Source organism: Mycobacterium sp., from assembly GCF_052144515.1.
Lineage (GTDB): Bacteria > Actinomycetota > Actinomycetes > Mycobacteriales > Mycobacteriaceae > Mycobacterium.
In genome coordinates this window covers 1-26,709 of sequence record NZ_JBKQQD010000260.1, presented here as the reverse complement: position 1 = coordinate 26,709, position 26,709 = coordinate 1, and the positions used below count along the sequence as shown (strand labels likewise).

Annotated in this window: 30 protein-coding genes and 1 pseudogene; 13 read left to right on the top strand and 18 right to left on the bottom strand. The window is 65.5% G+C overall.

The genetic code is table 11. From position 1 onward, the window contains the following. Positions 1-49 precede the first annotated feature (49 nt). The 3 genes from ACLP9N_RS17470 to ACLP9N_RS17460 are packed head-to-tail and all read left to right on the top strand — an operon-like array spanning position 50 to position 2,706. Positions 50-1,168 carry a type III polyketide synthase gene (locus tag ACLP9N_RS17470; protein ID WP_442408601.1) on the top strand — a complete coding sequence of 373 codons (1,119 nt, stop codon included), beginning with the start codon at positions 50-52 and terminating at the stop codon, positions 1,166-1,168. 24 nt (positions 1,169-1,192) lie between these two features. Beyond that, the gene (locus ACLP9N_RS17465) at positions 1,193-1,693 is read left to right on the top strand and encodes an isoprenylcysteine carboxyl methyltransferase family protein (RefSeq protein WP_442408600.1); all 501 of its coding nucleotides are present in this window, start codon (positions 1,193-1,195) and stop codon (positions 1,691-1,693) included. After that, positions 1,690-2,706: an NAD(P)/FAD-dependent oxidoreductase gene (locus tag ACLP9N_RS17460; protein WP_442408599.1), complete on the top strand. Its 1,017-nt coding sequence runs from the start codon at positions 1,690-1,692 to the stop codon at positions 2,704-2,706. Before ACLP9N_RS17465 ends, ACLP9N_RS17460 begins: the two co-directional genes overlap by 4 nt. A 4-nt stretch (positions 2,707-2,710) precedes the next feature. Here ACLP9N_RS17460 and ACLP9N_RS17455 read toward each other — a convergent pair whose 3' ends face one another. The 10 genes from ACLP9N_RS17455 to ACLP9N_RS17410 all read right to left on the bottom strand — a co-directional run bounded on the left by ACLP9N_RS17455 (position 2,711) and on the right by ACLP9N_RS17410 (position 14,534). After that, on the bottom strand, positions 2,711-3,514 hold the full coding sequence (locus ACLP9N_RS17455; RefSeq protein ID WP_442408598.1) for a crotonase/enoyl-CoA hydratase family protein: 804 nt from the start codon (positions 3,512-3,514) through the stop codon (positions 2,711-2,713). Next, entirely contained in the window at positions 3,511-4,659 is a 1,149-nt protein-coding gene (locus ACLP9N_RS17450; RefSeq protein ID WP_442408597.1) for a thiolase family protein, read from the bottom strand. The genes ACLP9N_RS17455 and ACLP9N_RS17450 overlap by 4 nt, the downstream gene beginning before the upstream one ends. A 233-nt stretch (positions 4,660-4,892) precedes the next feature. Beyond that, complete coding sequence (locus ACLP9N_RS17445) at positions 4,893-5,606, bottom strand: alpha/beta fold hydrolase (RefSeq protein ID WP_442408596.1); 714 nt, start codon at positions 5,604-5,606, stop codon at positions 4,893-4,895. Positions 5,607-5,733: 127 nt separating this feature from the next. Continuing rightward, positions 5,734-7,218, bottom strand: a complete 1,485-nt coding sequence (locus ACLP9N_RS17440) for an aldehyde dehydrogenase family protein (RefSeq protein WP_442408595.1) — start codon at positions 7,216-7,218, stop codon at positions 5,734-5,736. Positions 7,219-7,351: 133 nt separating this feature from the next. Continuing rightward, positions 7,352-8,569 (bottom strand): cytochrome P450, encoded by a 1,218-nt coding sequence (locus ACLP9N_RS17435; protein WP_442408594.1) that lies wholly within the window; start codon positions 8,567-8,569, stop codon positions 7,352-7,354. 9 nt (positions 8,570-8,578) lie between these two features. Further along, a complete protein-coding gene (locus ACLP9N_RS17430; RefSeq protein WP_442408593.1) occupies positions 8,579-9,580 on the bottom strand; it encodes an SDR family oxidoreductase in 1,002 nt (333 codons plus the stop codon). Beyond that, a complete protein-coding gene (locus ACLP9N_RS17425) occupies positions 9,573-10,709 on the bottom strand; it encodes a spirocyclase AveC family protein (RefSeq protein ID WP_442408592.1) in 1,137 nt (378 codons plus the stop codon). Before ACLP9N_RS17425 ends, ACLP9N_RS17430 begins: the two co-directional genes overlap by 8 nt. A gap of 1 nt (position 10,710) precedes the next feature. Next, positions 10,711-11,829, bottom strand: coding sequence for an ABC transporter substrate-binding protein (locus tag ACLP9N_RS17420; protein WP_442408591.1), 1,119 nt, complete (start codon positions 11,827-11,829; stop codon positions 10,711-10,713). A 62-nt stretch (positions 11,830-11,891) separates the two neighbouring features. Then, complete coding sequence (locus ACLP9N_RS17415; protein WP_442408590.1) at positions 11,892-12,746, bottom strand: CbbQ/NirQ/NorQ/GpvN family protein; 855 nt, start codon at positions 12,744-12,746, stop codon at positions 11,892-11,894. Positions 12,747-12,854: 108 nt separating this feature from the next. Then, positions 12,855-14,534, bottom strand: a complete 1,680-nt coding sequence (locus ACLP9N_RS17410; protein ID WP_442408607.1) for a nitric oxide reductase activation protein NorD — start codon at positions 14,532-14,534, stop codon at positions 12,855-12,857. Between the two features lie 153 nt (positions 14,535-14,687). Here ACLP9N_RS17410 and ACLP9N_RS17405 point away from each other — a divergent pair, with 153 nt between their 5' ends. From ACLP9N_RS17405 to ACLP9N_RS17365, 9 genes are all read left to right on the top strand, one after another. Beyond that, positions 14,688-15,254: a nuclear transport factor 2 family protein gene (locus ACLP9N_RS17405; RefSeq protein ID WP_442408589.1), complete on the top strand. Its 567-nt coding sequence runs from the start codon at positions 14,688-14,690 to the stop codon at positions 15,252-15,254. Further along, positions 15,247-16,239, top strand: a complete 993-nt coding sequence (locus tag ACLP9N_RS17400; protein ID WP_442408588.1) for an SDR family NAD(P)-dependent oxidoreductase — start codon at positions 15,247-15,249, stop codon at positions 16,237-16,239. Before ACLP9N_RS17405 ends, ACLP9N_RS17400 begins: the two co-directional genes overlap by 8 nt. 71 nt (positions 16,240-16,310) lie before the next feature. Further along, a complete protein-coding gene (locus ACLP9N_RS17395) occupies positions 16,311-17,480 on the top strand; it encodes an acyl-CoA dehydrogenase family protein (protein WP_442408587.1) in 1,170 nt (389 codons plus the stop codon). After that, positions 17,477-18,619, top strand: a complete 1,143-nt coding sequence (locus tag ACLP9N_RS17390) for an acyl-CoA dehydrogenase family protein (protein ID WP_442408586.1) — start codon at positions 17,477-17,479, stop codon at positions 18,617-18,619. The genes ACLP9N_RS17395 and ACLP9N_RS17390 overlap by 4 nt, the downstream gene beginning before the upstream one ends. Positions 18,620-18,632: 13 nt before the next feature. Further along, positions 18,633-19,280 (top strand): nitroreductase family protein, encoded by a 648-nt coding sequence (locus ACLP9N_RS17385; protein WP_442408585.1) that lies wholly within the window; start codon positions 18,633-18,635, stop codon positions 19,278-19,280. A 105-nt stretch (positions 19,281-19,385) separates the two neighbouring features. Beyond that, positions 19,386-20,693: a TetR/AcrR family transcriptional regulator gene (locus ACLP9N_RS17380; RefSeq protein ID WP_442408584.1), complete on the top strand. Its 1,308-nt coding sequence runs from the start codon at positions 19,386-19,388 to the stop codon at positions 20,691-20,693. A gap of 111 nt (positions 20,694-20,804) precedes the next feature. Next, a complete protein-coding gene (locus tag ACLP9N_RS17375; protein ID WP_442408583.1) occupies positions 20,805-21,647 on the top strand; it encodes an SDR family oxidoreductase in 843 nt (280 codons plus the stop codon). Positions 21,648-21,701: 54 nt separating this feature from the next. After that, the gene (locus tag ACLP9N_RS17370; RefSeq protein ID WP_442408582.1) at positions 21,702-21,998 is read left to right on the top strand and encodes an NAD(P)H-binding protein; all 297 of its coding nucleotides are present in this window, start codon (positions 21,702-21,704) and stop codon (positions 21,996-21,998) included. Then, complete coding sequence (locus ACLP9N_RS17365; protein ID WP_442408581.1) at positions 21,995-22,360, top strand: NAD(P)H-binding protein; 366 nt, start codon at positions 21,995-21,997, stop codon at positions 22,358-22,360. Before ACLP9N_RS17370 ends, ACLP9N_RS17365 begins: the two co-directional genes overlap by 4 nt. 370 nt (positions 22,361-22,730) lie before the next feature. Here ACLP9N_RS17365 and ACLP9N_RS17360 read toward each other — a convergent pair whose 3' ends face one another. Further along, positions 22,731-23,729 carry an NHL repeat-containing protein gene (locus tag ACLP9N_RS17360; RefSeq protein ID WP_442408580.1) on the bottom strand — a complete coding sequence of 333 codons (999 nt, stop codon included), beginning with the start codon at positions 23,727-23,729 and terminating at the stop codon, positions 22,731-22,733. A 163-nt stretch (positions 23,730-23,892) separates the two neighbouring features. Here ACLP9N_RS17360 and ACLP9N_RS17355 point away from each other — a divergent pair, with 163 nt between their 5' ends. After that, a complete protein-coding gene (locus tag ACLP9N_RS17355) occupies positions 23,893-24,087 on the top strand; it encodes a hypothetical protein (RefSeq protein ID WP_442408579.1) in 195 nt (64 codons plus the stop codon). On the opposite strand, the gene ACLP9N_RS17350 is transcribed toward ACLP9N_RS17355, so the two are convergent. The 7 genes and pseudogenes from ACLP9N_RS17350 to ACLP9N_RS17320 all read right to left on the bottom strand — a co-directional run. After that, entirely contained in the window at positions 24,088-24,243 is a 156-nt protein-coding gene (locus ACLP9N_RS17350) for a hypothetical protein (RefSeq protein ID WP_442408578.1), read from the bottom strand. Continuing rightward, positions 24,236-25,087, bottom strand: a complete 852-nt coding sequence (locus ACLP9N_RS17345) for an HK97 family phage prohead protease (protein WP_442408577.1) — start codon at positions 25,085-25,087, stop codon at positions 24,236-24,238. The genes ACLP9N_RS17350 and ACLP9N_RS17345 overlap by 8 nt, the downstream gene beginning before the upstream one ends. A 105-nt stretch (positions 25,088-25,192) precedes the next feature. Then, on the bottom strand, positions 25,193-25,483 hold the full coding sequence (locus ACLP9N_RS17340; RefSeq protein ID WP_442408576.1) for a hypothetical protein: 291 nt from the start codon (positions 25,481-25,483) through the stop codon (positions 25,193-25,195). Positions 25,484-25,486: 3 nt separating this feature from the next. Beyond that, positions 25,487-25,678: a hypothetical protein gene (locus ACLP9N_RS17335; protein WP_442408575.1), complete on the bottom strand. Its 192-nt coding sequence runs from the start codon at positions 25,676-25,678 to the stop codon at positions 25,487-25,489. A 15-nt stretch (positions 25,679-25,693) separates the two neighbouring features. Continuing rightward, positions 25,694-25,951 (bottom strand): hypothetical protein, encoded by a 258-nt coding sequence (locus tag ACLP9N_RS17330; RefSeq protein ID WP_442408574.1) that lies wholly within the window; start codon positions 25,949-25,951, stop codon positions 25,694-25,696. Then, on the bottom strand, positions 25,941-26,363 hold the full coding sequence (locus ACLP9N_RS17325; protein WP_442408573.1) for a hypothetical protein: 423 nt from the start codon (positions 26,361-26,363) through the stop codon (positions 25,941-25,943). The genes ACLP9N_RS17330 and ACLP9N_RS17325 overlap by 11 nt, the downstream gene beginning before the upstream one ends. A 199-nt stretch (positions 26,364-26,562) precedes the next feature. Continuing rightward, positions 26,563-26,672, bottom strand: a pseudogene (locus tag ACLP9N_RS17320) (DUF2237 family protein); the annotation flags it as partial. Positions 26,673-26,709 lie beyond the last annotated feature (37 nt).

Below are 26,709 nucleotides of genomic sequence, written 5' to 3'. Positions count from 1 at the left end.
CGCCCACCCTGGTTTGAACCCATCCGGCGGCAGCAACGTAACCCACTACATGAATACGTTCACAGGGGGGGATTCGGCGCGGCTTGGTGTGACGCGGATTGATGTAAAAACACCGGCGCCCGTCGCAGATCCGTTCGTCGCAGGAGTTGCTGTTAAGTTCCCGTCAAACCGGTACACGCAAGAGGAAGCCATCGGGGCGCTGACCGATTTCGCCGGCCCGGAGTTTCGGCGATTCGCGCTCAGTAGTGGGGTCGAGTTCCGAAACACCGCTCCGCCGCTGGCGCGATACAGCCAGCTGAGCGGCTTCACCGAGGCCAACGACGCCTACATCGACGTCGCCCTCGACCTGGCCGAACAGGCGCTGCTGCAAGCGCTCGACCAGGCGAAGGTCAGGCCGTCGGAGGTCGACATCATCTTTTCGACGACGGTCACCGGCCTGGCCGTGCCGACACTGGAGGCGCGGCTGGCCGCGCGGGTGGGGCTGCGCCAGGACGTCAAACGCGTCCCGCTGTTCGGCCTGGGCTGCGTCGCCGGTGCGGCCGGCACGGCGCGCATGCACGACTACCTGCGCGCTTATCCCGACCAGGTAGCCGCGCTGATCGCGGTCGAGCTGTGCTCGCTGACCATTCAGCGCAAAGACAATTCGGTGGCCAACCTGGTCGCTAGCAGCCTGTTCGGTGACGGCGCCGCGGCTGTCATCACCAAGGGGGCCGCCCGAGCCGCCGGAGATTCAGCCGGTCCCCGGGTGCTGGCGACCCGCAGCCGCATCTACCCCGAGACCGAAGACGTCATGGGCTGGAAGATCGGCAGCGACGGCTTCCGGATCGTCTTGTCGGTCGATGTCGCCACCGTGACCGAGAAATACCTGGGCGAAGACGTCCGTGGGTTCCTCGCCGACCATGGCCTAACTCCCCAAGACGTGACCGCCTGGGTTTGTCACCCCGGCGGCCCCCGGGTGATCGAGGCGGTCGAGCATGTTTTGGACCTGCCCGGGTCTGCGCTTGACCACACGCGAAACTCTTTGCGCAACAACGGAAACCTGTCCTCGGTGTCGGTGCTGGATGTGCTTCGGGCCAACATGGCCGATCCGCCGCCCGCGGGTTCGATCGGGCTGATGATCGCGATGGGCCCGGCGTTCTGCTCCGAGCTGGTCCTTTTGGCCTGGTAAGTGTCGGCGGGAGATAGTAGACCCATGTATTACCTGCTGATCCTTGCGGTCGGGATCGAACGCCTGATGGAGCTGGTGGTTTCCAAGCGGAACGCCGCGTGGTCTTTTGCCCACGGCGGCAAGGAGTTTGGCCGCCTGCACTACGGCGTGATGGTGGCCATTCATACCGCGCTGCTAGTTGGCTGTGTCGTCGAACCGTGGGCGCTGCACCGCCCGTTCATCGGCTGGCTCGGCTGGCCGATGCTGGTGGTGGTGGCGCTGAGCCAGGCGCTGCGCTGGTGGTGTATCACAACACTGGGCCCCCGGTGGAACACTCGGGTAATCGTGCTGCCTGATGCACCTTTGGTCCGGCAGGGCCCCTACCGCTGGCTGCACCACCCGAACTATGTTGCAGTGGTGGCCGAAGGGTTCGCACTGCCGCTGGTGCACACCGCGTGGCTGACCGCAACCGCTTTCACACTCGCCAACGCGTTGCTGCTGTCGGTGCGCCTGCGGGTGGAGAACGAAGCGCTGGGTTACACATGACGACCTACGACGCCGACCTGCTGATTGTCGGCGGCGGGCCTGCGGGTCTCGCAACGGCGCTACACGCCCGCGGGCACGGGCTTTCGGTGATCGTGGCCGAGCCGCGGGAAGGCCCGATCGACAAGGCGTGCGGCGAGGGGCTGATGCCCGGCGGCCTGGCCGAGCTGATATCCCTCGGCGTGGACCCGGCCGGCATGCCCTTCCGTGGGATCGCCTATGTGAGCGAACGTCAGCGCGCCGAAGCGCGGTTTCGCAACGGGCCGGGCCGGGGCGTGCGCCGCACCACGTTGCATGCGGCGCTGGCGGCGCGCGCCAAAGAGCAAGACACCGAATGGATCCGGACGCGGGTGACCAGCGTCCAGCAAGACGCGCACGGGGTGACGGCCGCGGGCGTGCGTGCGAAATGGTTGGTGGCGGCCGACGGGCTGCATTCAGCGGTCCGGCGCTCCGTCGGAATCAAAGCGACGGCCGGAACGCCGCGGCGCTATGGGGTGCGCTGGCACTACCGGGTGCCGGTGTGGTCGGAGTTCGTCGAAGTGTATTGGTCCCGTTGGGGTGAGGCGTACGTGACGCCGGTCGAACCCGACCTGGTCGGCGTCGCGATCCTGTCGAGTGGACGACCCGACCTCGCCTGGTTCCCGCGACTGGCCGAACATCTGCGGGGCGCCAGCCACGGGCAGCCACGCGGCTGCGGCCCGCTGCGGCAGGTGGTTTCGCGCCGGGTCGCGGGACGTGTGCTGTTGGTGGGCGATGCGGCGGGGTACGAGGACGCCCTGACCGGCGAAGGCATCAGCCTGGCCGTGAAGCAAGCCGGCGCGGTGATCAACGCCATTGTCGACGACGCACCGTCGTCGTATGAGGCGGCGTGGCACCGGGTTACCCGCAATTACCGGCTGCTCACCCGCGGGCTGGTGCTGGCCACCACACCGCGCGTGGTCCGGCGTGCCGTCGTACCGGCAAGCGCACTGCTACCCAAGGCGTTCGGGCGCGCGGTGAACATCCTGGCGCACTGACGATCTAGCGTGCCTTCCAAACCGGTTCGCGCTTCTCGGCGAACGCCAGCGGTCCCTCCCTGGCGTCCTCGGACTTGATCAGGGAGCGCATCTCGCTCATGGTGCGCTGCCAGCCCGCCTCCTCGGCCGTGATGACGCCGTCGTCGACCCCGTAGGCGATGCGCTTGCTGGCCTGCACCGACAGCGGTGCGTTGACGGTGACGCGCGCAGCCAGTGCCAGGGCCGCATCCAGGACCGAGCCCTCCTTGACCACCTGGTTGATCAGGCCCCATTCCCAGGCGTCGGAGGCAGTCAGCGGCTCACCGGTCAACAGCAGCTCCATCGCCACTTTTTGCGGCAGCTGGTTCACGATCCGGAAAACACCGCCGGCAGCGGCGACCAGCCCGCGCTTGACCTCCGGCAGCCCGAATTGGGCCAACACGTGGGCCACCACCAGGTCGCTGGCCAGCGCCAATTCGGTCCCCCCACCCAATGCGGTGCCGTTGACCGCGGCGATGGTGGGCTTGTCGATGAAGTGCTGCACGTAACCGGCGAAGCCCCACTCGCCGTGGTCGGGGTGGTAAAGGTTTTCCCGGCGCGCGATCGCCTTGAGATCGGCTCCGGCGCAAAACGACTTGTCGCCTGCGCCGGTGATCACCACGGCGCGCACGTCGGGGTCGTGCTGCGCTTCTTCCAGCGCGTTCCCCACGCCGATGCTCACAGCGGCATTGACAGCGTTGCGGGCCTCAGGCCGGTTGATCGTGATGATCATGACGTTGCCGGAGCGGTCGACCAGCACCGCCGGCTGGTCGGTGTCGGCGTTCGTCACAGTAACTCCACGATGGTGGCGTTGGCCTGCCCGCCGCCCTCACACATCGTCTGTAGACCGTACCGAATTCCCTTGTCCCGCATGTGATAAAGCAGCGTGGTCATCAGGCGCGCCCCCGAACCACCCAGCGGGTGGCCGAGCGCGATGGCGCCGCCATTGGGGTTGAGCTTCTTCTCGTCGGCGCCGATGTCTTTGAGCCACGCCAGCGGCACCGACGCGAACGCCTCGTTGACCTCGTAAGCCCCGATGTCGCCGATGCTCAGGCCGGATTTCTTCAGCACCTTCTGGGTGGCCGGGATGGGCGCGGTGAGCATGATTACCGGGTTGGCCCCGGCCAATGTCGCGGTGTGCACCTTGGCGATCGGCTTGAGCCCCAGTTCCTTAGCCTTCTCGGCGGACATGAACAGGATTGCCGCTGAACCGTCGGAGATCTGCGACGAGTTGCCCGCGTGTATCACGCCGTCCTCCTTGAACGCCGGCTTGAGCGAGGCCATCTTTTCCATCGGGGTGCCGCGCCGGATGCCTTCATCTTTGAGGACGGGATTGCCGTCCTGGTCCTTGATGCCGACGATCTGGTCGTCAAAGGCACCGGAATCCTGTGCAGCAGCGGCCTTTTCGTGTGAACCCAGGGAGAACTCGTCGAGCGCAGTGCGGTCGAGCCCCCACTGCTCGGCGATCATCTCGGCACCGAGGCCCTGGTTGGGAATCTGGCCCTCGTAGCGGTCGATGAAGGCCTGCGGGTACGGCCGCCCGCCGTTGGCCAGCGACGCCCCCATCGGGGTCCGCGACATCGACTCCACACCGCCGGCCACGACGACGTCGTAGTGCCCGGCCACCACGCCGGCCGCGGCGAAATGGATGGACTGCTGGCTTGAGCCGCACTGGCGGTCCACGGTCACGCCCGGAACGGTCTCCGGCCATCCCGCCGTCAGCAGCGCGGTGCGGCCGATGTCGAGGGCTTGTTCGCCGGCCTGCATGACGCAGCCCCAGATCACGTCGTCGACGATCCCGGGGTCGATGCCGGCCTTGTCGACCAAACCGTTGAGGACCTGCGCGGACAGGTCGGCCGGGTGCACGCCGGATAGCCCGCCGTTGCGCTTGCCGACCGGTGAACGTAGAGCCTCGACAATGACGGCTTCAGCCATGATTAGGTCTCCTTCGACACTAAGTCTCTGCGTCGATTGTCAACCAACGCATTGGGCGCTCTGGGGGCGGGGTGGTTTTTTTAGCCCGACTAGCCGAGCCGGAGCCACCCCCGAGGCATCCCGCCGACGACCGATACGTCCCGATCTGGAGCTGAACAAATATTCGGTCAAGCTAGCTGGGCGCGCCAGCGGTAGCCGACTCGTATCACGTGAAGGTGTTGTGTCGCATTGCCTTACGACGCCACCAGCATCAGCTTGTCGGCCACCCAACGCGGTTCGGTGATCATCATGTCGTGGCCGGTGTCGAGGTCCCACAAGCGGCCGTTGGCTTTTCGCCGCAGGCCATCAACATCACGCCACCGCATATACAACGTGGTACAGAGGTGGGACTGCGGGATTTGGGCGAGCGCAGCTTCGTTGGTCAGCCGCAGTGGTTGCTCAAAGCACTTCCACGGGTGTGGCGTCAGCCGCGCCTTCATCCACTCGAGTTGGCCGACGTCGCGCACACCGTAGTACCGCAGCGTGTCATCGGTTGGGTACAAGCACATTTCGACACCGTCGACGATGCGGCTCTCGGCGCGCGCTGCGGCCATCATCTCAGGAGCCTGGTCGACGAGTGTCTGGCCGTTGACGGGTGTCGCGGCGTCCAGATAGACAAGGTGGCCCACCCGGTCGGCAGCCCGATCGGCGGCGCCGGTGATCACCATGCCCCCATAACTGTGGCCAACCAGGATCACGTCGCGCAGATCCTCGAAATGCAGCAGGTTGACGATGTCCGTGATGTGACAGTCCAGGTCGACATCGGACGCGAACAAATGCGCGCGCTCGCCCAGACCCGTCAGCGAAGGGGCGTAAACCTCGTGCCCTCGGGATCGCAACAGCCGCGCGACGGGCTGGTAGCACCAACCGCCATGACCGCCGCCGTGAACCAAGACATAGGTGGCCAACCGCTGCCCTTCTCTCAACCCGCCGAGCGTGCGCAGAATGCCGCGCGAGCGTGCGTGTCTGGGTACAGACACGCTCCCCCGCAAGCGGGAGCTGCCCCCAGCTCGCGGCAACTAGGCAATTAGCGGATCACCCGGCGGGATACCCCACGGACTTGATCTCGGTGTACTGGTCGAACCCGGCGACACCGTTCTGGCGGCCCACGCCGCTTTCCTTGTATCCACCGAACGGTGTGTCAGCGCCGTACGGAGCGCCGCCGTTGACGCCCATGAAGCCGGCCTTGATCCGACGGGCCACCGCCAACGAATGTTCCAGCGAGCCCGACATCACGTTGCCGGCCAAGCCGTACACGCTGTCATTGGCGATCCGGATCGCGTCTTCCTCGTCGTCGAACGGGATGACACACAGCACAGGACCGAAGATCTCCTCCTGGGCGATGGTCATCTTGTTGTCGACGTCGGTGAAAAGCGTTGGCCGGACGTAATATCCCTTGTCGAAACCGGTGGGTGCATCGGGGCCGCCGACCAGCGCGGTGGCACCCTCTTCCACACCCTTCTTGATGTAGCCCGTCACACGATCCAACTGCCGTTGCGAAATCACCGGCCCGCACAGGGTTCCGGGGTCCTGGGGGTCGCCGCACGTGACGTTCTCGTAGATGCTCTTGAGGATCGCCACGCCCTCGTCGTAGCGCGAGCGCGGCAGCAGCATCCGGGTCGGGTTGGCGCAGCCCTGCCCGGCGTGCATGCACGGCGCGATGCCGATCGCGCAGGCCAGCCCGAAGTCGGCGTCCTCCAAGACGATGGTGGCCGACTTGCCGCCCAGTTCCAGGAACAGCCGCTTCATGGTGGCCGCACCCTTTTCCATGATCCGCTTGCCGACCACCGTCGAGCCGGTGAACGAGATCAGGTCGACCTTCGGCGACAACGTGAGCTCCTCGCCAACGAAGTGGTCCGATGCGGTGACGACGTTGACGACGCCGGCGGGGATGTCGGTCTTCTCGGCGATCAGCCGGCCCAGCCGGGTCGCGTTGAACGGCGTGTTCGGCGCTGGCTTGAGCACCACCGTGTTGCCGGTGCCCAGCGCCTGGCCCAGCTTGTTGAGGGTCACCTCGAAGGGGAAGTTCCACGGCACGATCGCGCCGACGACCCCTACCGGCTCCCGCCATACCTTGCGTGTGGTCAGCGTGCCGGTGAGGCTGATCACCTTGTCACCCAGATCCGTTTCCCAGGCGTACTCGTCGATCAGCCTGGCGGGGTACTTCAATCCGTCTTCCAGCGGGGCGTCCAACTGGGGGCCGAAGGTGATGGCCCGGGGCGCGCCGACTTCGAGGATGAGCTCTTCGCGCAGCTCTTCCTTCTCCTCTTCGATGGCGTCGTGCAGCTGCAACAGACAGCGCTTGCGCAGCTCCTTGTTGGTCGACCAGTCGGTCTCGTCGAAGGCGCGCCGGGCGGCGTCGATGGCCCGGTGCATGTCCTCCTTCGATGCGTCGGCAACCTCGCCGAGCGATTCCTCGGTCGCCGGGTTGATGTTCGTGAATGTGCCGGCCTGGCCGTCAACCAGGTTGCCGTCGATCATCATCTTCGGTTCGAACCGGACCTTTACAGTGTCAGCCATATTTGTTCAGCTCTCTTTGGACGAGGCGCTGGTTAGAGCGCCGGGACGGGGGATGGCGTGCGGGATGCCAAGCCAGGCGGACCACCCTATGGTGAGCCTTACTGGAAACTAGCCGATTGGCAAGCCGCCGGGATCACTGGGGATCAAACAACACCGGTACCGAGGTGGGCGACCGGAAGACCTGCCCGCGGATGTGCGGGTCGTCGCCGTCGGGGTCCAGCCGCAGATTGGGCAACCGGTCCAGCAAGAGGTTGACGGCGGTGCGCATCTCGAGTCGCGCCAGGTGCATGCCGAGACAGACGTGCACGCCGTGGCCCCACCCGAGATTCGCCTTGGCTTGCCGGTGAATGTTGAAGGTGTCGGGGTCCGGGTAGCGATCCTCTTGCCGGTTGGCCGAACCCAGCATCGGCATCACCGTGGCGCCGGCCGGGATCGCCACCCCACCGAGTTCGGTGTCGCGGGTGGCCACCCGGGTGATGGTCAATAGCGGCGGTTCCCAGCGCACGCCCTCTTCGATGGCCTGTGGCAGCAGCGACCGGTCCGCGCGGATCGCGTCCAATTGCGCCGGATCCGACAACAGCGCGAGGAGCAAGCTGCCCAGCGACCGGTAGGTCGTCTCCACACCGGCGGGCAGCAGCAATCGAAGAAACGAGAAGATCTCCTCGTCGGCAAGCTTCTCGCCGTCAATCTCGGCCGCGGCAAGCGCGCTGATCAGGTCGTCCTTCGGCTCGGCGCGACGGGCCTGCAGGATCGGGTCGAAGTAGTCACACAGGGCGGCCGAGGCCGCAAGCCCGCGTTCGGGGTTAATCAGCCAGCTCAACAGCGAAATCGACCACCGCTGGAACTGCGGGTAGTCCTTCTCCGGCAAGCCCAACAGACCCGCGATGATCTGGCTCGGATAGTCGAAGGTGAACTCCTTGACGAGATCCGCCTTGCCGTTGGGTGCGAACTTGTCGATCAGGCCATTCGCCACGCGACCGACCAACTCGTCTTCCCACCGCGCCAGCGACTTCTGCGTAAACGCCTTCTGTACCAGCGAACGCAGCCGTCCGTGGACTGGCTCGTCCATGCCGAGCATGACCCCTTCACCTAGCACAGGGCCGAACGCGGCGATGACGGCCGACGACGAAAACGTCTCGTTGTCGCGCAGCATCTGCTGCACATCCTCGTGGCGGTACACGATGAACATCGGCAGCGATTCCTCGTGCGGAAGCGCTCCCGACGTCTCGAGGCGCTGCACTGGTTCCTCACGGCGCAGCCGCGCCAGTTCGGTGTACGGATCACGCACGTCACCGGAGATCGCGTCGTCGAAGGAACCGAAGTCCTCCAGGTCGTCAAAAAGCTGCTCCATTGTCACCCCTCAGTCCCTTTCAGTCCCCTGGCGGCGCGGAGCCGCCAGCGACGCCAAGCGCTGCAGCACTGGCGCCGGAAGAACGCGCGCAATAACCACCATCGCCTTTTGAGCCCGCTGGGCCAAAGTCAACGGCCACGCCCCGTCCCGCATCGAACCCTGCCTGGGTATGCCCAGCACGATCCGGGACACGTGGTGCATGCCCAAAGCGGGAAGAATCCGATTGGAGGCCAACAGCATTGAGGCATCCGGGCCGACACCGTGGCGGCAAAACGGCCTCCGGTCATCCAGCGCCTTGAGCACGCCGTCGGCGAACCGCTCGGGAGGCCTGGCGAGTTTCATCGCGAACCTCCCGCGGGTGTTCATGGTGTTGTGCAGTCGGGCGTACGGGCCTTCGAAATCGCGGTTATCGGTGGTGCCCGCGTCGGTGATGATCTCGGTGTCGTACGTGCCGGCCACCAAGACGGTGACGCCAAGGCCGAAGGGCGCGATCTCGCACGCCATCGACTCACCCCACCGCTCCAGCGCTCCCTTGGCGGCCGAGTAAGGCGCCGTCGCAGGCTGACCGCGCACCCCGGCCGCGCTGGATACCAGCACGATGCGGCCCTCGCCCGCAGCCCGCATCGACGGCAGCAGCGCCTGGGTGAGCGCGACGGGACCCAGGACCGACGTGGCGAACATCCTCTGCCACAAGGCAATATCGGCCTCCTCCACCATTCCGGCGGCGGACATCCCCGCGTTGTGCACAATCGCGTAGGGTGCGCCCACGGCTTCTTCGATTGCCTTGGCCGCCGCGGAGATCGACGCGCTGTCGGTGAGATCGAGCTGCACGCCGATCAGCCGGTCGTCATCTTCACCTGCCCCAGTCGCCTGCCGCAGCAGCGCAATTCCGGGGTCGGGTGTCCGCATGGCCGCAACCACACGCCACCCTTCGCGATAGAGGCGCACCGCCGAGGCGAACCCCAATCCGCGGGACGCACCGGTGATGACGACGCTGCGCGGCTCACCCATTCTTGCTCGCAGTCGCGCAGGCGCCTTCACCCGGCGGCGGTGCGTCGACGTGCGGCCGCCCGTTCGGCTCCCCGCTCGCCCAGGTCGACCAGATGCCGACCGAGTACGGGCCTTTAGCGCCAGCCTTCTCGTAAAACCCTTGCGGGTCATAGACTTTGGCCTCTGGGTAAGGCCACGGGCAGGCGACGGAGGTCGCCGCATGGCTGACCTTGATGGCGGCGAACCACGCCCCGTAGGCGAAGTACGACACGTTCATGATGGCAAACATCACCAGGAAGGTGCCCAGCACCGGCCGGCCCGGGAAGAGCTTCGCCTTCGCGGCGAGTTTCTCGGCCACCGACTTCCCGGTGTCATCGCGGTAGACCAGGATGGCTGCCGGGACCATCACGAACGTCACCGAGAACGACTCCCAGATCAGCGGGAATTGGAACGTCGTGCCGGTGAATACCGAGCCCCACGGAATCACCTGCGAATAGATGTACATGCCGGCGTGGATGAGCTGGATCTCCAGCCACGCGTCGAAGACGAAGCCGATCGCACAAGTCAGCAGGCCCAGGCAGGCCAACGGGTGCCGCGATACGAAGGCCTCCGGCCCGTATTTGGCCTGCAGCTTGCGCAGGATCCAGACCGCAGGGAAGTAGGGGCCGAAATAGAACATCACGTAGCCAAACACCACGAACGGTTCGACGGTCGGTGACAACGACACCAGCGGCCACGACTCCGGCCAATGAATGAGATCGGGGTTGTAGACCGCGAACGGGGACCAGTTCATGATCGGGTCCTGCCACACGATCAGCGTGGTGCACAGGAACATCAGCATCACCGGACTGCCCGGATTGCGCCGCCAGCCCCTGATGAACACCACCAGCAGCACGAGCAGCATGATGACGGTGGAGACGTGCAGGAAAGTGATGTAGTCCAACCCGAAGATGAATTTCACCGGGCGCGGCCGGCCCTGCACGTTCGGGTTGGCGACGCGCGGGTCAAGGGCGGTGCGGCAGTTGGCGATGAAGAAGAGCGCGAACGCCGCCAGGGCGGCGCCGGCGACCCAGCCACCCCAGCTCCGCTTTTCGCCTGGCCGGGCGGGCTGCTCGTCTGCCGTCGGGGGTGTTGCCTGTTCCGTAGACATGTCAGCCTTCCTCTCCGAAGCGATCGACCAGATGCGAGTTGGTGCCGTCCGCATCGAGCGTCCGGGCCACCAGATAGCCGGCGCCCATCCACGCGCGGCGGGTCCACTTACCGAAGGACACCCGGGTACCGGGCGCGCCAGACGCGGCGGGCATCATCTTGACCCGCTCCAGCGCCTCCTTGACGCCGCGCGGGCTGAGCGGGTGGGAGTCGGTGAACGCCCGCAACAAAGTCGCGGCGACGTCTCGGTTGACCGGCGGAACGCAGTATTCGGGACGCCGTCCGTTGTACTTCTTCGCGTAGCGGTCGAGAAAGTCCTGGCCGATCTGATTCGCCTCGTCGTACTGGTCGACCCCGATCCAGCCCATGAAGGCGTTCCACATGATGGGGTTCACCCACGCGTTCTGGAAAGCCGTGGTGGTGAATCTCGGCGGGTCCCAGTCGACGGCCTGCAGCGCGGGATTGATGAATACGATCCCGAAGCCGAAGCCCAGGTGCACGATCGCTTCGGCCTTCGCGTCATGCAGGGTGCGCACGGCGTCGTTGATGTCTTGCGCGGTCTGCGCGATCGCCGCTTCCGCGACGATCCGAATACCCTTGCGCCGGCAGGCGCTCCGCAGATTCTTGAGGTAACTCTCGCCAATGAGGTTCTGCTCGACGAGGACCCCGATCCCGGTCAGCCCGCGTTTGGCCACGAGATCCGCGATGAAGATCGGCTCGTCGGTCATCGACCCCTGCGGGAAGGCGAAGGTCCATTCGCCCAGCCAGTCGTCGGTGCCCGTGACGCTGATGGCCGGGACCTTGAACCGCTCTTCGATCGCTTCACGTGTAGGGACGCAGTTGTCGGTGATGTGCGGCCCGAACACCACCAGACAGCCCTCATCGACGAGCTCACCGAACGCGTCGATCACCGCTTTCACCGAACCCTTAGGCAGCCCCTCCACTTCGCGGTAGATCATCTGCACGGGCCGATCGGTCAGCCCTTGTTCGACGGCCTCCTCGAAAACGAGGTCAAAGCAGCGAGTGAAGTCCGCCTTCATCTCCTCGGGAAACCCGGGCGGGAGCGTGAAGTCCATCAGATAGCCGACCTTGATCGGCTCAGCGCTGCTTTCGTAGGACATTTGACCTCCCGGTAGGTGACCTAACCTAATATTTGTTCAGACCACGGCGGCGGATTGCGATGTCATGCATCGGAATCCCCACCCAGATAGACCTCGATCATCTCGTTGAGGCCCCTGCCCACTGCCGAATCGTCGGTGAGCGGACCCGCGATCGCGGCCTTGGCCGCCTCTCGCATGGACAGGCCCTCCGCGATCAGTCTGCCCGCCGCGATGAGCACGCGGGTTGAGGCGACCTCACGCAGGCCGCCGGTCTCCAGTCGGCGGATGGCCTGGCCGAAGCGCACCAACTCGGCCGCGACGGCGCCGTCCACGCCCGCTTCGTGCGCGACGATCCCCTCTTCGACATCGGCTGCGGGGAAACCGAATTCGACGGCCACCATCCGCTGACGCGTTGAATCCTTGAGGTCCTTCAGCACGCTCTGATAGCCCGGGTTGTAAGACACCACGAGGCCGAAGCCGGGTGCCGCGTCGAGCGTGACACCTAGGCGCTCGATGGGCAGCTGCCGGCGGTGGTCGGCGAGCGGATGCAGCACGACCGTCGTGTCCTGTCGGGCCTCCACCACTTCGTCCAGGTAGCAGATCGCGCCCTCGCGCACCGCGCGGGTCAGCGGACCGTCCACCCACACCGTCTCGTCGCCCCGCAGCAGATAACGACCGACAAGGTCCGCGGTGGTGAGGTCGTCGTGGCAGGCAACGGTGATCAGCGGTCTGCCGAGATCGTGGGCCATCGCCTCGACGAAGCGGGTCTTGCCGCAGCCGGTAGGCCCTTTCAGGACAAGCGCCAGACCCTGCCGGTAGGCCGCCTTGAAGATGGCCTCCTCGTTGCCGATTGCCTTGTAATAGGGCCGCACTTCACCTTTCCCGTCCGTCTCGGACGGAGCGCCGTTCCGGTAAGCGAGCCCGGACTCGTTCGCCATAGCGTCCCTTCTGCCACCCGCTGCACCGCGGTGATTGGAGCCTAACCCGGAACAGATGTTTGTTTCAATCTCCATCATAGGTTGGTCGTGGGGTTTGTCATAAGCCGGTCAAGGCACTCTCCGGCGGACCTCCGCCGAGCGCAGCGCGGACCGGAACAGGGGACCGATCACGCCGGCTAGTTGATCCGGCCGCGCGATCGTCGCGTGCGCGGCGCTGCCGAACACCATGCGCAGCGATCGCACGTCGGTTCCCGCGCCGATGGTCAGGCATACGCAGCCGGTGCCCCGGCGGCGGGCCTCGACCAAGGCGTGGCGCGCGTCGGCGGCACCGTAGGCCCGTTCGTAACCGTGGTCGTACGCGAGGCCGTCGGACAGCACGACCAACAGCCGGCGCGATGTACCCCCACGCGCCTCCAACACCGCCGAGCCGTGGCGGATTGCCGCGCCGAGGCGGGAGTACGCGCCGGGTTCCAGGCTGTTCAGCCGCCTCATGATTTGGGCGTCGAGGTGATCGTCAAACCGTTTGACGGGCACCATGGTCACCGCCCCGCGGCCCTGCGAGTAATACGCGTAGAGCGCGACGCGGTCGCCAAGGTCATGCAGCGCGACGGTCAGGTTGGCCACCGCCGCGCGCTGCTGTTCATGCACCGTCCGCCCCACCGTCCCGGGCTCTGCCGCCGACCCCGACACATCGAGAAGCAGCAGGACCGACAAGTCACGCCGGCGTCGCAGGCTGTCGAGGTACACCGCCTCGTCGGGCACCGACCCGGCCCGCACGTCGACGCGGGCTTCGACTGCCGCGTCGATGTCGATGTCGTCGCCCTGCGACTGCCGGTGGCGGCGGTGCAGACCCATACCGAGTCGGGACAGGGGGCGCCGCACCCCGATCGCGCCGTCGATCGCCAGGGTGGCCTGTGAAAGGTGGGCGTTGATCTTCGGCTCGACCTCCCGCACGGTGCACCACGCGGGCCGATAGCTCTTGCGGGTGACGTCCCATTCCGGGTAGGTCACGCCGTGCGCCACGGCTTCGCGATCGTTGAGGTCCTCGCTCGGCGTCGAGGCCAGCGACGACACGGCATGCCGGCCGCGGTTCGAGGAGTTCGTGTGATGCGTCGGGTTATCCGCGCCGGGCGGCCCGCCGCTACTGCCGGTCTTGCGCGATGAGGACAGCATCTTCTTCAGCCACTTGCCGATGAAGCCGCCCCCGCCGACCGGGCTGGTAAACAGGTCGGGATCGTCGGAATCGTCGACCTGGGCCTCATCGAGCTGGTCCAGCTTCTCGAGTTCCTGCGCGCGCTCCTGATCGCGAAGACCGCGCGGGACATGCCGGGCGTTCTCCTGATCCTGCTGTTCGGCCGCCCGGGAGCTTGCGGCCAGCACCTTTCCCGCACGGATCACGCCGAACCCGGGCGCCGGGTCGTCGATCGCGGACCGCCCGGTCGCGATGCTCAGCGAATCCGCGGGCGACTGGCTTCGGCTCGCGATGTCGCGGTCGCCCACCGAGGCCAGGATGCGCGGTAGCAGGTCCGCGTTGCTGACCAGTGCCCGGTGACCCTCGATCGCCAGATAACGCCTGGCCAACCGCGGGTGGCGGACCAGAGGCCGCACGACGTCGGGCTCCAGGCTGCCTGCGGCGATCAAAGATGCGTGCACGGCTATCGCCGAGAGTCGGCCGGGGCCGGGAGCGGAGCCGTCTACGTAGATCGTCTGGCCGTCCGTCCACGGGGGTTCGCCGGGTTGCAGCTCGGCGACCGCCACGGGTCGGCCGGCAAGTGCGGAAGCGAGCATGCCGAGGGACTGCAACCGGTCGCCGCGAGCGTTGTCTGCCACGCTCAACCTCCGAACCGGTCCTGACGTCGTTGACCAAATATCTGTTCCACCGTAGAGTCCGGTTCCGCCGGGGTCAATCAGACCAGGATGTCGGCGAAAGGACTGTGTCAGGTGACCGTGGATGACGAGCTGAGAAACCAGGTCAGGCTTCTCAGCGACCGCTCGGAGATCTGGGACTGCATGCAGCGAAACGCGCGCGGGATCGACCGGCAAGACCGCGCGCTGCTGCGATCGGCCTACCATGACGGCGCCGTGGACGACCACGTCGGATTTGTTGGCGTCGTCGACGATTTCATCGACTGGGCCCTCGCGTATCACAGCACGCAGACGCGATACCAGCACTATCTGCCGAACCACACCGTCGACATCGAAGGCGACGAGGCGCACGCCGAGACCTACTACCTGTTCGTCGGGACCGACCGCGAACCGGCGAATCACATGACGATCTCCGGCGGTCGTTACATCGATCGCCTGGAGCGGCGCGAAGGACGGTGGGCGATCGCCGACCGGGTCTGTCTCGTCGAGTTCATGAACGAAGGTCAGTCGCTGCTCACCGACGATGCCATCGCCGCCGTCCCGGGCGCGCGGACCCCCCACCACGGTGAGACGGACCCCTCCTACGATCGGCCGCTCACGGCGTCACGGGTGGTCAAGCATCAAGGAGCACAACATGATTGACTTCGCCGACCGCGTGGCTGTCGTCACCGGTGCCGGTCGTGGACTGGGCCGGCTGTATGCGCTCGACCTGGCCCGCCGCGGCGCCGCGGTGGTCGTCAACGACCTCGGCGGCTCGATGGGTGGTGACGGGGCCGACTCCCGCGTCGCGGACGACGTGGTCGATGAGATCACGAAGGCGGGTTGCACGGCTGTAGCCTCTTATGACTCGGTCGACACCCAGGCTGGCGGCCAAGCGATCGTCGACGCCGCGGTGGACACATTCGGGCGGCTGGACGCCGTCGTCAGCAACGCGGGAATATTCGGCAGCGTGCCGTTCGAGGATCTCTTGCCCGACGAGTGGACCCGAATGCTGCGTGTACATCTCGACGGCGGCTTTTACCTGGCTCAGCCGGCGTATCGCGCGATGAAGAAGAACGGCGGCGGAAGGTTCGTGTTCATCTCCTCGTCCGCCGGGATCTTCGGTCAGCCTATGGAGGCTCATTACGCCGCGGCGAAAGCCGGCCTGGTGGGCCTGACGAACGTGATCGCGATCGAGGGCGAAGCGCATGGGATAATCGCCAATTCCGTTATGCCCACTGGCTTCTCGCGCATGGTCACCGAGACCGTCGGGGACGAGAAGTTCCTCACCGAGTCAGGCTTCATGCGCGCGATTCGCCCCGAACTCGTCGTCCCGCTGGTGACCTTCCTCGCGAGCAGCGCCTGCACGTTCACCCATCGCAACTATTCCGCCTCCGCCGGACGCTATGCGCGCGTGTTCGTCGGCCTGAGTGAGGGCTGGCTGGCGGACGCCGACAGCCAACCGACGGCGGAAGACATCGAGGCACATCTCGAGCAGATGTCATCCACGGAGAAATTCTTCGTACCCGCGTCGATCGTCGACGAGGTGCTGGAAGTTTGTGAGCGACGCGGCATCAGCGCGATGCCAGGACAAGGCCTTGGAGAGACGAAAGTGGCGTTCCCCGAACCGCAGCGCAACGGGAACTGATCGTCGTTGACCCAAGATTTTCTTACCCCGTAGAGTCCGGCTAAACGACCAGAAACCAGAATCAAGGAAAAGTGGACTTCTCGTATCCAGCGGAAGTGGAACAGTTCCGCGCCGAGCTGCGCGACTGGCTGTCCGCGAACCTGACCGATGAGCTGGTCGCCGCGCGGCGGCCGGCCGGCCGCGACGACGCGGCGTTCGAGATGCTGCGCGCCTGGAGCGCGACGATGGCCGACGCGGGGTGGGCCGCCGTCTCCTGGCCCCGCGAATACGGCGGCCGCGGAGCGACGGTACTCGAGCAACTCGTCTATACCGAGGAAACCACGCGTGCGCGGGCTCCGATGCCGCTCAACGTCATTGGGTTGAACAACATCGCCCCTGCGATCATGCAGTACGGCACCGAAGACCAGAAGAAAACGCTGCTCCCCCGCATGATGCGCGCCGACGACATCTGGTGCCAGGGGATGTCTGAGCCCGAAGCAGGATCCGATCTCGCCTCGCTGCGCACCCGGGCGGTGCGTGACGGTGACGACTTCGTCGTCAACGGCCAGAAGATCTGGACCTCGCTCGGGCACCGTGCCGACTGGTGCCAGCTGTACGTGCGCACCGACCCTGACGCCCCGAAGCACAAGGGCATCTCCTGCCTGATCGTCGACATGAAACTGCCCGGCATCGAGGTCCGTCCGCTCGTCACGCTCAACGGCGACGCCGATTTCGCCGAGGTGTTCTTTCACGACGTCCGGGTGCCGGCCAACGCCTTGCTGGGCCCGTTGAACGGGGGCTGGGGTGTGGCCACCACCACGCTCAGCCACGAGCGTGCCGGGGCCGCGCGACTGTACTCCGAGATGCAGGTAAGGCTGGAAGAGCTGGTCGACGACTTCGCCGCGGCGCAGAACGGAAGCGCGCACAGCGTGCTAGAAGACCCGCTGATACTTCGTCGCTTCGGCGAAATTGCGCTCCGCATCAAGTATCTCGAGGTGCTCTGCCAGCGGTCGATTTCGGCTATCCTGCATGGCTGCACGGACGGTGTGGCGTTCGCGTCGGCCAGCCTCGCCAAGACGGTGTGGGGTGAGATCGGCCAGGACCTGGCCGCCCTGGCCTTCGACGTACTCGGCACCCGAGGCACAGATGCCCCGTGGGCGAACTACCGCCTCACGTCGCGCTCACTGACCATCGCCGGCGGAACGACTCAGATCAACAAGAACATCACCGCGCAGCGCGTCCTCGGATTGCCGCGCAAATGAACCTTGAACTCACCGATGAACAGGTCGCGCTGCGCGACACCACGCGGCGCTTTCTTGTTGAGAGGGCACCGATTTCGAGACACGTGCGCGAGCTACTGGACGACCCGTCCGGCATGGACGACGCGGTGTGGCGCGGTCTGGCTGACCTCGGAACGACCGGGCTGTTGGTGCCGGAGGAGCACGGCGGCGCCGGCATGACGATGGTCGAGGCCGGCGTGGTCGCCGAAGAACTCGGCGCCGCGTTGCATCCGGGGCCGTGGCTGTCGACGGCGGTCGCGGCGACGCGCGCGCTGACCCGGCTCGGCGCCGGTGGTATCCACGTTGCCAAGCTTTTGAGCGGAATCGCCGACGGCACGACCATCGCCACCGTCACCTTCCTCGATCCGGGGAATTCCTCGGCGGTCGCGGCTAGGCGCGGTGACCCAGGAAATAACACAGTCGTGGTGCGCGGGGAGATCGCCGGCGTTCCCGACGCCGCGGCCGCCGACACCCTCCTGGTGCTCGCCGAGGATGCGCGGGGCACAGGGCTCTTCGCGGTCCGAGCGGACTCCGCCGGGATCTCGCTGACACCCGAACGCGGCATCGACCAGACCCGCAAGCGCTTTGGCGTCACATTTGACGACACGCCCGCAGACCGGCTGGCCACGGCTTCGCCGGACGACGTCGCGGCGGTGATCGACGACGTCCTGATCGCCACCTCCGCCGACGCCCTGGGCGCCGCCCGGGCCGTCATGGACCTCGCAGTCGAATACGCCAAAGTGAGAAAGCAATTCGGTCAGGTCATCGGCTCGTTCCAGGCGGTCCAGCACCTGTGCGTCGACATGTTCGAGACCGTCGAGCTGGCCCGAAGCGGCGTCATCCACGCGCTCTGGGCCGCTGATGCCCAGGCGGCAGAGGCCACAGAGGGCACTGACGCCGAAGAGCGACACCTGGCCGCGCTGCGGGCGAAGGCGTTCGCCGGGCGACTGGCAACCGTGGGCGATACCGCCATCCAGGTGTTCGGCGGCATCGGCTACACCTGGGAGCACGATGCTCATCTTTACCTCAAGCGCCTGCTGAGCTGGAGCGGACTCCTCGGTGGGTCCGATCGCTACCTCACCGAACTCGGCGCGCACCTTGCGAACAGAGGTAGCCGGTAGGAGGAGCCCAAGGATGGATATCGACTACCTCCTCAACAACACCCGTTCGGCGCGCAAGTCGCTCGACCTGGACGCGCCCGTCGACCTCGCCGACATCCGGGAGTGCCTGCGCATCGGGCTGCAGGCCGCCAACGGCTCGAATCAGCAGAACTGGCGGTGGCTGGTCGTCGCCGACCCCGCGTTGCGGGCCGAGATCGCCGAGCTGTACCGCAAGGCCTATCTGCTGCGAGTCGGCGGACAGCTGTTCGCCGACATGATGCCGGCCGGCACACCCGAGGCCCGCCTCATGTCGTCGACGGAGTGGCTGGTCGTGAACATGGCGAAGGTGCCGCTGCTGGTAATCCCTTGCTACGAGGCGTACTTGCCGCGCATCGACGGCGACGAATCGTTCCACCTGGCGACGCTGTACGGCTCGATCTTCCCGCCGGTGTGGAACTTTGAGCTGGCGCTGCATACCCACGGCTACGGAACCTGCATCACGACGCTGCACCTGCACTACGAAACCGAAGTCCGCCAACTGCTGGGCATCCCGGAGACCTACGTCCAGGGCTGCCTGCTGCCCGTGGGGCGGCTGCGCGCCGGGCATACGTTCCGGCCGGCCATCCGTCGGCCCGTCGAGGAGGTGGTCGCGTTGGACCGTTGGGACGGACCTCCGCTATAGAATGGGCCCGTCACCGCTGTAAGCAGCGCCTTTCCCGGGGGGCGGTTTGATAGCCTCTACCAAAGATTTGGTTCAGGTTTCATTCGCTGGGAGGACTGGCTAGCCATGGCCAAAGCCGATGCACTGGCGAAGGGCCGACGGCCGGCAACCGATCGAGCGGATCAGGGCGGCGCCGACGACGGGACGCGCCGGACCGAGATCCTGCAGACCGCGGCGTCCCTGATCGCCTCGTCGGGTCTGCGGACCTCACTGCAGGAAATCGCGGACGCCGCAGGCATTCTCCCCGGCAGCCTGTATCACCACTTCGAATCCAAAGAAGCAATCCTCATCGAGCTGATCCGCCGCTACCAGGACGACCTGAATCGGGTCGGGCTCGACGCCCAGGCCAGGCTGGATAAACCCGACGACCGCCCCGTCTCCGAGAAGATCATCGGGTTGGGTTCGGCGATCGCCAAATGCGCGGTCCAGCATCGGGCCGCGCTACAGATGTCGTTCTACGAGGGGCCGAGCGCGGATCCCCAGCTGATCAAACTGACCCGGCAGCAGCCCACCGCGATCCAGGAGGCGATGCTGCAGACGCTGCGCGCCGGCAGGTGGAGCGGCTACATCAAGCAAGACATCGACCTGCCCACCCTGGCCGACCGGATCTGCCAGACGATGCTGCAGGTCGGGCTCGACGTCATGCGTCACAATTCTGCGGCCGACCAGGTGGCCGCGCTGCTGTGCCGGATCATGTTGCAGGGGTTGGCCGCTCAGCCGCCCAACGACGCCGCGTTGGATCGGTCCGACGCCTTCAAGGCCGCAAGCGAGGTCGTCGAGACGTGGGCCGACGACAGCGAGGCCGATCCCAGCGACAAGGCCGCCCATGTCCGCGCGGTGGCGCGAACGGAGTTCGGCCGCAAAGGCTACGAGGCCACCACCATCCGGGACATCGCGACGGCGGCGGCCCTTGGCACCGGCACCGTCTATCGGGTCATCGGATCCAAGGACGAGCTCCTCGACTCGATCATGCGGTCCTTCGGCAGGAAGGTCGAGGCGGGCTGGGTCGGCGTACTGCGCTCCGACGCGACGCCCGTCCAGAAACTGGACGCGCTGAGCTGGGTCAACGTCAACGCCCTGGATCAGTTTTCGGACGAGTTCAGGATCCAGCTCGCCTGGATGCGGCAATCACCGCCGACCGCCAACCCGGGCTGGTCGTATTCCACCCGGCTGCGGCAGATGAAATCGCTTCTCTCCGACGGGATCCGATCGGGTGAGATTCAGATCGACGCGCCATCCACCGCGATGCTGGCACGCTGCGTCATCGGCCTGCAGTGGATACCGGAGAACATCCTGCGCGCCGTCGGGAAACGCACGGCGCTGGTGCACGTGCGCGACACCGTCCTGCGCGGCGCCGCCGTCCGTAGCAAGTAAGCGCTTCGTACACGGCACCCGGTGTTGAACCTAATAACTGTTCTTCATACAGTTGGGCAGTCAGTAATGGCCTATCGCTAATGGCCGAGTAGTGGCCGAGAGAGGAACACAATGTCTATTGTCGATCGGTTGCGCTACGACGGTAAGCGGGCGCTCGTCGTCGGCGGTGCGACCGGCATGGGCGCGGCGGCCGCCAAGTCTGCCGCCGAACTCGGCGCCGAAGTCATCGTGATGGACTACGCCCCGGTGGACTACGACGTCGCCCAGTCGGTGCAGGTCGACCTGCGCGACCCCGCCTCGATCGACTCCGCGCTCGAGCAGATCAGTGGGCCCATCCACGCCGTATTCTCGGCCGCCGGGGTGGCCGACGGAACAACCGACCTGTTGAAGATCAACTTCATCGGCCACCGCCACCTCATCGACCGGCTGCTGGAAAAAGACCAGCTTCCGAACGGCTCGGCCATTTGCTTCATCTCCTCGGTCGCCGGCATGGGCTGGGAGAACGACCTGGACACGATGATGGAGTTCCTGGCCACGCCGGACTTCGCGGCCGCCGAGGCCTGGTCCAAGGCCCACGAGTCCGAGGGCATCATTCACTACGGCACCAGCAAGAAGATCATCAACACCTACGTGGCGACCCAGGGCTACCCGCTGCTGAAGAAGGGGATTCGCATCAACGCGATCTGCCCAGGACCGACCGACACCCCGCTGGCCCAGGCCAACGCGGATCTGTGGCTCAGCTTCGCCCAGGACTACCGCGACGAGACCGGCTCCAAGGTCCACACCCCGGAGCAGATGGGCGACGTCATGGCGTTCCTCAACAGCGAGGCCGCCTGCGGCATCAGCGGGATCACCCTGCTCGTGGACTCCGGACACACCATGGCGTCGATGACCGGCGCATACGCGCCGGGCAAGCCGCTGATCGACCTGATCATGGGGAAAGTCAAGCTTTAACCCACCTTTAACCCACCCTCTTGCTCACCTGAGCCTCGGGTACCGTCGGGACGCATGGCACGCGTCATCGACGTCATCGTCATAGGCGGCCACAGCAAAGTCGCGCTGCCACTCACACGCATTCTCACCGAGCGCGGCGACGAGGTCAGTTCGGTCTTCCGCAACCCCGACCACTCCGACGTGGTCGCGGCCACCGGCGCCAAACCCGTCGTCGCCGATATCGAGCACCTCGATACGGAAGCGCTGGCCGCTCTGCTGGCCGGGCACGATGCGGTGGTGTTCTCCGCGGGGGCGGGCGGCGGCAACCCGGCGCGGACCAACCCGTCGACCGCGACGCGGCGATCCGGGTGATCGACGCTTCCGCGCAGGCGCGCGTGCGGCGGTTCGTGATGGTGTCCTACTTCCGTGCGGGCCAGATCACGTTGTGGCGCAAGATGATCCGTTCTTCCCGTACGCGGAGGCCAAGGCAGCTCGAAAATAGGGAGGATGCCCATCTACGCGCCAGCGACCTGGACTGGACCGTGCTGGGACCGGGCCGGCTCACCCTCGACCCGCCGACCGGCCGGATCGCCGTCGGCGAAGGGAAGGGGCAAGTCTCGCGCGCAGACGTCGCACTGGTGGTAGCCGCGGCGCTGGCGGACGACTCGTCCATCGGCCGGACCATCGACTTCAACAACGGGGAACTCGCTATCGCCGACGCACTGGCACGCTGACGCTTCGGCGCGAGCGTGACACTGCTGTCACGCTGGCAACCGATCGTGACGACAGCGTCACGTTCGGTGCGGTTCTCGATCCAACAGAGCCGCAGAGTACCCTTGGCGGCGCAGCTGGTCTGCTGACGCCGCAGCACGCGGCGCCGGCATCGAGCGAAGCATGTTAACGATGCGTCGCAAGAGGGAACCCGGTGAAAGTCCGGGACTGTTTTCAGCTACCCTGGTCAGGGCGTTAAATCGGCTCTGAGCTGCACTTTCACCTTACAAGACATTACGTGAGATACCTGTAACTTTCCCCCAATTGTGCTCACGGATGTGCTCACGGGCGCATGGCGATTCTCGGCGGTAACAGGTAGCAGTTCGTAGTGCTTTACCCCGCCGGTAGTTTGAGCACCCGGTTGTTGTCGTAGTCGGTGATGTAGACGTTGCCGGCGGTGTCCACCGCCACTCCGCCAGGACCGTTCAGGCCGGTGAACGGCAGCTCGACCGGGATGTTTGACCCCGCCGGCATTTTGAGCACCCGGTGGTTGCCGGCGTCGGTGACGTAGAGGTTGCCGGCGGTGTCCACCGCCACCCCGCCAGGATGGTTCAGGCCAGTGAACGGCAGCTCGGCCGGGGTTCTCGACCATGCCGGCAGTTTGAGCACCCGGTTGTTGCTGTACTCGGTGATGTAGACGTTGCCGGCGCTGTCCACCGCCACCCCGCCAGGACCGTTCAGGTCGGTGAACGGCAGCTCGGCCGGGGTTCTCGACCCCGCCGGCAGCTTGAGCACCCGGTTATTGAGGAGGTCGGCGACGTAGACGTTGCCGGCGCTGTCCACCGCCACCCCGCGAGGACCTTTCAGGCCGGTGAACGGCAGCTCGGCCGGGGTGTTCGACCCCGGCGGCAGTTTGAGCACCCGGTTGCTGTAGTCGGTGACGTAGACGTTGCCGGCGGTGTCCACCCCTACTCCGCCAGGATAGTTCAGGTCGGTGAACGGCAGCTCGACCGGGGTGTTCGACCCCGCCGGCAGCTTGAGCACCCGCTTATTGTTGAGGTCGGTGACGTAGACGTTGCCGGCGCTGTCCACCGCCACCTCCTCGGGGACGTGCAGGCCGGTTAACGGCAGCTGGACCTGATACGGCTGGGGATTATGGACGGTCTGCCGCGGCGACGAAGGCGTGGCAGCTGAGGACGACGTTGGGTCGGCCAGCGCGGACTTTTGTTGCGAGGAGCATCCACCGACGGCGTTGGCCACGACGATGAGGACGAGCGTGACGGCGAGCGCGAGCGCTGCTCGGCGGTGATTCTGCAACCGTTGCCTGGCCGCGCCCGATGGGTCTGGATACCAGCCTGCCGCGGTGGCCTCTACTTCCCGTTCATCGCGCAAAGCCTTTGCCCCTCGTCGATGAAATCACCGATATTGACATTCGGCCCAAAGTCGTCCGGCCCCGCGGGCAGCCAGATAGAAAGGAAGGTTCTTCGTCGAAACGGGGAAGGACAACACGTCAAGTCTAGGCGTCCAGGCCGGTGCAACCGTAGGCTTTTCACCGATGTATCAGGACCGTATCGACCTCGCCAGCTTCGAGGTTTGGGCGCGGGTGCAGGCCGGCGAACCGCTCACCCTGGCGCTGTGCGAACAGGTGATTGCCGAGCGGGGTAGCACGGTGAGCGCACACAGCGTCCACTACCAGGTTCGGGAGTGGTGCACCGAGATTAAGCAGACCCACCGGCTGGGCCAACGCTGATCAATTCTCTGACACGATGATCGTGTGCTCATCCACTTTGTGTGTGTGGTCGATATGGGCATCAATGCGGCCGGCCCAGCTCGGATCGTCGGGGGTGTCGTCGACCTCGCCCAGGTCATCGGGTCCGGTGCCCATGTCACCGTTCACATCAGTCATTCGGCCACCGCTCGGCCATGGTTTCTATCAGCGCCTGCCTACCTGATCTCCGCTCAGGTGGGATGGCCATGCGCGCAACCTCAACTTGCTTTTGACGGCTAGTCATCTGCTTGACGTGCTCGGGGGGCCAGCGCATTTCGAGAAGCTCCAACTCCCGCTGGCGCTGCTTGGGGGACATGCGTCGGGCCTGGCGGTGGGGATACACCGGGGCATCGCTGCGGCGGAAAAACTTCGAGTAATCCCCGTCACACGCCAGGACGTCGGAATAGGGTGCGTCGAAGTAGTCGGCCATGCTGCGCAGCGCAATCTCCGAATTACGTTGTGCCACAGTAGAATCAGGGTACGCAGGAATCGTCACAGGCGAGCAGTCGATGAGGCGTACAGAGACCAGGTGGCGCAATGGCCAGCCGTCGTCGTCCTCGGTCCACGTGTCGGTATAAGTTTGAAACGCGAAGCTCGAATTCCTGACGTCCCCACGGCGGATCAGAGTAAGGCAGTCGTTGCCGTCGGAAGTGTCCGGGACGTCGCACTCGTAATTCAATCCGCCCCCGGAGCCAGTGTCCACGCGGAGTTGCAGTGTGCCCGCAGCGGTGGTCCCCAGCAGCCCCCTATGCTCCCACCGGCACACGACACCGCTCCAACCATCTTTCTCCGTCCTAGAAAAGGCCGAAGGTTCAACGATTTCGCGGAATCCGGCGAAGCCGCTGGCCGCCACACCAGGCAACACGTGGGACCGCCTGCCGAACACCGCGCCGAGACCCCCAATTTTGCGCGAACCACCGCGTAGCTCAACCGCCGACTGGGTGGCCCGCGTCTCGATAGCGAGATCCGAAAACTTGCTCATTAGTTGTTCCTCATAACTTAACCTTGTCACGTACCCCTAACGTTGTGCTTGTTCACTTATATGAAATTGTCAATTCTGTTGTGATTCTTGATCATTCAGTTGTTTTCAAAGCCCTAATAACTCTGCCGCATAGTCGTGCACTACGCCGCCGATTATCCGCTGGACATCCTCGTCAGTCCTCTCACGTGTGAGCCAGTCCGGCAACACGTCCATCCATGTGCTGCCGCTGTCCGTCTTGCGCGTCAACAGCTCACGGTGCGCCATCACCACGAGGTAGTGCATTACCGGCGGCAAGGTGTCCCAGACTTGCTCAGCCAACTCGACGTCGGCGATCACCGCCAGGCATAAGGCTTCTGTTGCTTCTCGAGCAGTCTCACTTGGCATGTTCGGCGGCATTAGTCACCCTTCGGGTTGCTCCCAGCCGGTCAAACCCGCGCCGGCCGGTATCTTGGCCACGTGGGTGGAGCCCACGCCGGGGTAGACGTGCTTGCCGCGGAAATTGCTGTTGGTCGAGCGCCCAAAGTCGCTAGGTGTGTTGCTGGCGTCGAAAAACGGCTGAGAGCCGTGGGCGGGGTCCGGGTTGTCACTCATGGTTCCTATTTCCTTTCACCAGGCCAGCGGTTCAGGCCCGCCGGTGTAGTGCGCCAGCGGCCCGTGCCCGGTCATTGCTGAGATTTCGGGTAAAGCCTTGCGCCCCAACGATTTTCCGATACCGGAACGTACAGCATGCCAGCTCATCTTCGCGCTACGCTCGTCGGGCCACTCTTCGGGGATGAACTGGGCCAAGTTGCGCATCGTGCCGTCATTACAGACATGCCGTGTCGGCCACGGCAACTGCTCTCGGTCATTACGCTTAGCCGGCACCGGTGCTCCTCTCGGTCATGGCGATAACCGTGGGCAATCTCCGCGCCTGTCGGGCCTGTATAGCGTTGATTCGGGGCTGCGACTTGACCACCCGCTTACCCCGGTTGCGCCGGTCATCCGGCAGATTCAGGGTGCGGGACAGTCGGGAGATGGTTTCCTGGTTGGCGCGTATTTCGGCAAAAACCGGATGCACGGTCGGTTGACCGCGGGAGCCTTTCAGGGTGACGGACACGCTCTTGGAGGTGGTGGTCAACCTTGCCGCGTTGTCATGGGCGCGGCACAGCTCACGCAACACGCCCAACTCGGTTGCGGTGAACGTGTAACCGGCCACGGTGTCCCGCCACAAGGCCCGGCCGGTGGCACCTAGACCCTCCGGGGGTCGCGGCACCTTCGGTGTTTCCGGGGTTTCCATGCTGATAAGTCTACGATCAATGACAACAATGGTTGTCAACGCACGGGATTCCCGGTGGGATCAGACGGCGGCGAAATTCAAGGCCCGTTGTCGGCTCTCCAATGCGAAATGCTGGCGCTGCATAGCCCGCAGGGATATCGAACATGCCGCCATCGACTACTCGGCGCCGCAATACAGCACCCCACGGGTTTGAGGCTGACGTCGACAGGTCGTTGCCGCTGGAGCGCTGGTGTTCCAGGAACCCAGCGGTCACTACGGCGCAAATAGTGCCCGCCGAGGTCCTCCGGCTGTCGAGCAGGAGCCGTCGCGTTAGAAGCCGGTGAGCTGCGGCCTGCGGGTCATTGTG

Bases quoted from the DNA above. Each gene is read 5' to 3' on its own strand.
- ACLP9N_RS17470 (WP_442408601.1), top strand. From the start codon at position 50: ATGAATACGTTCACAGGGGGGGATTCGGCGCGGCTTGGTGTGACGCGG.
- ACLP9N_RS17465 (WP_442408600.1), top strand. From the start codon at position 1,193: ATGTATTACCTGCTGATCCTTGCGGTCGGGATCGAACGCCTGATGGAG.
- ACLP9N_RS17460 (WP_442408599.1), top strand. From the start codon at position 1,690: ATGACGACCTACGACGCCGACCTGCTGATTGTCGGCGGCGGGCCTGCG.
- ACLP9N_RS17450 (WP_442408597.1), bottom strand. From the start codon at position 4,659: ATGGCTGAAGCCGTCATTGTCGAGGCTCTACGTTCACCGGTCGGCAAG.
- ACLP9N_RS17440 (WP_442408595.1), bottom strand. From the start codon at position 7,218: ATGGCTGACACTGTAAAGGTCCGGTTCGAACCGAAGATGATGATCGAC.
- ACLP9N_RS17435 (WP_442408594.1), bottom strand. From the start codon at position 8,569: ATGGAGCAGCTTTTTGACGACCTGGAGGACTTCGGTTCCTTCGACGAC.
- ACLP9N_RS17430 (WP_442408593.1), bottom strand. From the start codon at position 9,580: ATGGGTGAGCCGCGCAGCGTCGTCATCACCGGTGCGTCCCGCGGATTG.
- ACLP9N_RS17425 (WP_442408592.1), bottom strand. From the start codon at position 10,709: ATGTCTACGGAACAGGCAACACCCCCGACGGCAGACGAGCAGCCCGCC.
- ACLP9N_RS17420 (WP_442408591.1), bottom strand. From the start codon at position 11,829: ATGTCCTACGAAAGCAGCGCTGAGCCGATCAAGGTCGGCTATCTGATG.
- ACLP9N_RS17415 (WP_442408590.1), bottom strand. From the start codon at position 12,746: ATGGCGAACGAGTCCGGGCTCGCTTACCGGAACGGCGCTCCGTCCGAG.
- ACLP9N_RS17410 (WP_442408607.1), bottom strand. From the start codon at position 14,534: ATGCTCGCTTCCGCACTTGCCGGCCGACCCGTGGCGGTCGCCGAGCTG.
- ACLP9N_RS17400 (WP_442408588.1), top strand. From the start codon at position 15,247: ATGATTGACTTCGCCGACCGCGTGGCTGTCGTCACCGGTGCCGGTCGT.
- ACLP9N_RS17390 (WP_442408586.1), top strand. From the start codon at position 17,477: ATGAACCTTGAACTCACCGATGAACAGGTCGCGCTGCGCGACACCACG.
- ACLP9N_RS17385 (WP_442408585.1), top strand. From the start codon at position 18,633: ATGGATATCGACTACCTCCTCAACAACACCCGTTCGGCGCGCAAGTCG.
- ACLP9N_RS17380 (WP_442408584.1), top strand. From the start codon at position 19,386: ATGGCCAAAGCCGATGCACTGGCGAAGGGCCGACGGCCGGCAACCGAT.
- ACLP9N_RS17375 (WP_442408583.1), top strand. From the start codon at position 20,805: ATGTCTATTGTCGATCGGTTGCGCTACGACGGTAAGCGGGCGCTCGTC.
- ACLP9N_RS17370 (WP_442408582.1), top strand. From the start codon at position 21,702: ATGGCACGCGTCATCGACGTCATCGTCATAGGCGGCCACAGCAAAGTC.
- ACLP9N_RS17355 (WP_442408579.1), top strand. From the start codon at position 23,893: ATGTATCAGGACCGTATCGACCTCGCCAGCTTCGAGGTTTGGGCGCGG.
- ACLP9N_RS17350 (WP_442408578.1), bottom strand. From the start codon at position 24,243: ATGACTGATGTGAACGGTGACATGGGCACCGGACCCGATGACCTGGGC.
- ACLP9N_RS17345 (WP_442408577.1), bottom strand. From the start codon at position 25,087: ATGAGCAAGTTTTCGGATCTCGCTATCGAGACGCGGGCCACCCAGTCG.
- ACLP9N_RS17340 (WP_442408576.1), bottom strand. From the start codon at position 25,483: ATGCCGCCGAACATGCCAAGTGAGACTGCTCGAGAAGCAACAGAAGCC.
- ACLP9N_RS17335 (WP_442408575.1), bottom strand. From the start codon at position 25,678: ATGAGTGACAACCCGGACCCCGCCCACGGCTCTCAGCCGTTTTTCGAC.
- ACLP9N_RS17325 (WP_442408573.1), bottom strand. From the start codon at position 26,363: ATGGAAACCCCGGAAACACCGAAGGTGCCGCGACCCCCGGAGGGTCTA.